3 protein-coding genes are annotated in these 3,843 nt (G+C 48.5%); all 3 read left to right on the forward strand.

The genetic code is table 11. The annotated features are described in order from the left end of the window. Positions 1-1,874, forward strand: a 1,874-nt coding sequence (locus tag AC0AP0_RS09950; protein WP_490430350.1) for a glycoside hydrolase family 36 protein, incomplete at its 5' end; no start/stop codon positions are given. Between the two features lie 93 nt (positions 1,875-1,967). Next, a complete protein-coding gene (locus tag AC0AP0_RS09955) occupies positions 1,968-3,335 on the forward strand; it encodes an ABC transporter substrate-binding protein (protein WP_258323688.1) in 1,368 nt (455 codons plus the stop codon). A gap of 101 nt (positions 3,336-3,436) precedes the next feature. Continuing rightward, positions 3,437-3,843: carbohydrate ABC transporter permease (locus tag AC0AP0_RS09960; RefSeq protein ID WP_490430351.1), on the forward strand; the 407-nt coding region annotated here is incomplete at its 3' end.

The raw sequence follows: 3,843 nt of genomic DNA on the forward strand, positions 1-3,843 counted from the left end.
AATCGGACGGAAGTCACTGTTATCTGGACATGAATAGTCCCAGTTTTGATATTGCTGTCCATCTGCATTTGTTTGTTCCTCAAGGTCAACGGACCGTACGGTCCATAGTGGATGTGACCAATATTGGTGACGACTCTTTGATATTGGAATCCGTTGTGCCGTGGAGCGCATCTTTCGGGACTACGGACGACAGCGGAATTACTGACTTATCATCTTGGGCGGTTTACGAATGTACCAATGAGTGTACTGGCGAGGGTAGATGGACTCGCACCCCCGTCCGCCATTACTGCCCTGATTTGCATGCCTCGCTCGCAAAACGTGATCCACAAGGCTGTCATGCCGTCATATCCGAAGGAACCTTTTCGACGGGTACCTCATCTCCTGTTGGTGTATTGGAATCAAAGAAGCTGCATATGTGCTGGGCTTTTCAGATCGAGCATAACGGCGCTTGGAGATGGGAGATCGGTCAAGACAGGGAAGATGGATATTTTGCTCTTTCAGGCCCCAATTGGAAGAACCATACATGGTCTAAGTGCCTGCGGAATGGTGAACAGTTCACATCGGTCCCTGTGTCTGTCACATTGGGGGATTCCTTCGACTCCGCCATCGAAGCACTGACAAGTTATCGGCGCATTATCAGGAAACAGATGGGGAGAGCATCCCAATCGCTCATTATTTTTAATGATTATATGAATACCATCAACGGGGATCCGACCACAGAAAAACTGATGCCCTTGATCGAGGAGGCAGGATATCTGGATATCGATGTGTTTTGCATCGATTGCGGATGGTATGACGACTCTGGTGATTGGTGGCCCTCTGTAGGCGAGTGGGTTCCTTCCTTGAAACGTTTTCCCAATGGCTTGCATCAGGTTGTCGATGCCATACGTGGTCGGGGGATGATTCCTGGGCTGTGGCTTGAGCCCGAATCCGTCGGTATCGATAGCCCGATAGCGTCTGAATTGCCGGACTCCTTTTTCTTCCAACACGATGGCAAACGGCTTATAGAGCAGAAAAGATTAATGCTCGATTACAGAAACCCTGCAGTCGTGAAACGAATGGATGATGTAATTGACCGTCTAATTGAAGACTACGATATAGGTTACTTCAAATTTGATTTCAACATTCGTCCAGGCTCTGGCACGACTTATGATTCGGATAGCTCAGGTGATGGACTCCTGGAGCATAACAGGGCTTATCTGCGTTGGATAGATGGTTTGTACAGACGGCATCCCAAGCTGATTCTGGAAAGCTGCTCCGCTGGAGGTATGCGTACTGACTTTGCCCAGGCTTCACACTTTCAGCTCTTGTCCACATCAGATCAGCAGGATTATCGGCTATACCCGACAATTTCTACGGCAGCGCCAATGACTATGTTGCCAGAACAGGCAGGCAATTGGGCTTATCCTGAGCAGTCCATGGATGATGAAAACTTTGCCTTCGCATTGGTGAACACCATGCTTGGTCATTATTTTCTGTCTGGATATCTCAACACGTTTACAGCGTCTCAAAAAGCGCTGATTCGACAATCCATTGATGTCTATAAGACCACGGTGAGGCCTCATCTGATCAACTCCTCGCCCTGCTGGCCGTTGGGCTTGCCGCAGTGGACCGATGACATAGTGACACTGGGGATGATGGATGGTGAAGTTTGTCTGCTTGCAGTCTGGGTCAGGGGAACAGAACGTTCAAATATCACGTTGCCGATTCCTAATGGCGCTGGCCGAAAAGGAAATGTTCGGATCATTTTCCCGACTTCCTTGGATAACAGACCCTGGCGTTATTCCTGGAATGTAGAATCCGGCACATTGTCGATTTCTCTACCTTCCCGCCAGTATGCGGCGCGACTTTTTTCGATCGATCTTTCACAATGAGGAATTCAACGGTGCAGCAGCATCGTTGCTTATTCGAACCGCCAGCAGCATTCGGGGGAATTGCCGCGGACAAGATTAAAAGAAAGGAAATCAATGATGATATCTCAAAATTCCCTCTTTAAGAAAGGCAAAATCGCCTTGATAGGAGCATTGGCGTGCTCTATGTTGCTTTTGGGGTCAGGCTGTTCCAATCCGACGGCAGCCAAAGGTTCAGATTCTGATAACGAAGGTGACTGGCCGGCTGCTAGCACTAAATTGGATGGCACAAAGCTGGTTTTGTGGGTGTCCCCCAACTCGAAGACCACTTTCGATAAGGTAGTTAAAAACTTTGAAGCCAAGACTGGCGCTCAGGTGAAGATCTCCGTCATCGCCGATGTGTACAAAAATAATGCACAGACGAAAATTGCCACTGGGGATGTACCCGATATCGGTGTCTGGCAGCCAACTGCTTCAATGTTGGCAGGTTTGGTATCGCAGAACAAGATTCAAAAACTAGATAGCGCTCCATTCGTCAAGAATTATAAAAAGGGATTTGCTAATGCAGCAGGTGTCTATAAGAAGTCACGGTATTCCGTGTTGTTCACTGCACCTTCGGTATTAGGGGTCTATTACAACAAAGAGGTGTTCAAAGCTGCGGGTGTCGATAAGTTGCCCAAGAATTGGGATGAACTGATAGACACTGCTGAGAAAATAAAACAGAATCCGCCTGCAGGGGTCGAATCGCCTTTCTATGACATGGGTGGAGCCCAATGGGGTACACAGTGGGCTGTTCAAGTTCAGCTGGCGGAAGCCGCCAAGAAAGGACTTTGGAACCGCATCAATACTCGCAAAGAGAAATTCACCGATACCAACGTGATGTCAGCCATCGAGGAATATCGCGATATGATCGAGAAGAGGAAGCTGTTCAACGCTGATATCGGTTCTGCAACTGATGTGATGGAAGAGCAAGCCCTATTGAATGGCAAGACAGGCATGATCTTCGGTAACCTCAGCCTTTTCCTTGGTGTTGCGGCTATGGCAGGCAACAGTAAACAGGTCCTGGATCAGAAAATCGGTTTCTTCCCCATTTCCAAAAAGGGAACAATAGCTACTGTGGTCCCTGAGGAGACCAATGGACTTGTTGCCTTCAAGACCGGCGATGCCAAGCGTGAAGCGGCATCCCGTCAGTTCCTGGCTTATCTGATGGGAGACGGGTATAGTGACTTCATCAACAGCCAGAACACCACTTCCATACTCTCCACGGTAAAGACACCGGGATCTGTGCCGCAGGCTTTGATTGATGCAAATGACTCCATAAGCAACAGTGTCGGTTCTATGCAGTCGCTTGCTTTGGCGAATCCTGACCTGTACATCAACTTGGCCAATATGGTCAATGGCACGATGAGTGCACAGCAAGTGGCGCAGACCACGCAGGACCAGTTTGATGAGGTCGCCAAGGCCCAGGGGGTCAGTGGGTTCTGATTGATGTTCCTTAACACATGGTGGCGGGCATAGTGCCCAAGAAAATAGGTAGCTTTGTCCGTCACCGTTTCCCGTATTACCTGGCTTAAGAGGTTTCTATCATGCAGTTACACAAGACGTGGCACACGGGTCGTATTAGTACCTCCCAGGTGCGACACAACAGACTGACATTGCTTCGTCAGAACTATCCTTTACGGTTCCTGGCACCGGCTGGAATCATGCTCCTGGTGTTCTTTTTGTTGCCCACTTTGGTGAATTTCGTTCTTGCCTTTACTAACTGGTCGTCTTTTAATCCGTCTATATCCTTTAATGGGTTTGATAATTTTGCTGCTCTTTTCAAAAATGGCATGCTTCTAAGAGACTTGAGGACCACTCTTGTTTTTGCTATATGCGAGGCTTTCTTCCAAAATGTCTTCGGTTTGGCTCTCGCCGTCTTCTTGGAAGAAGATACTGTCCAGAACAAGATCGCCCGGGTGCTCTTTTTCATTCCTGTGCTGATGTCGGCTCT

It is taken from the genome of Bifidobacterium sp. POST2/T3 (B1) (assembly GCF_058197115.1).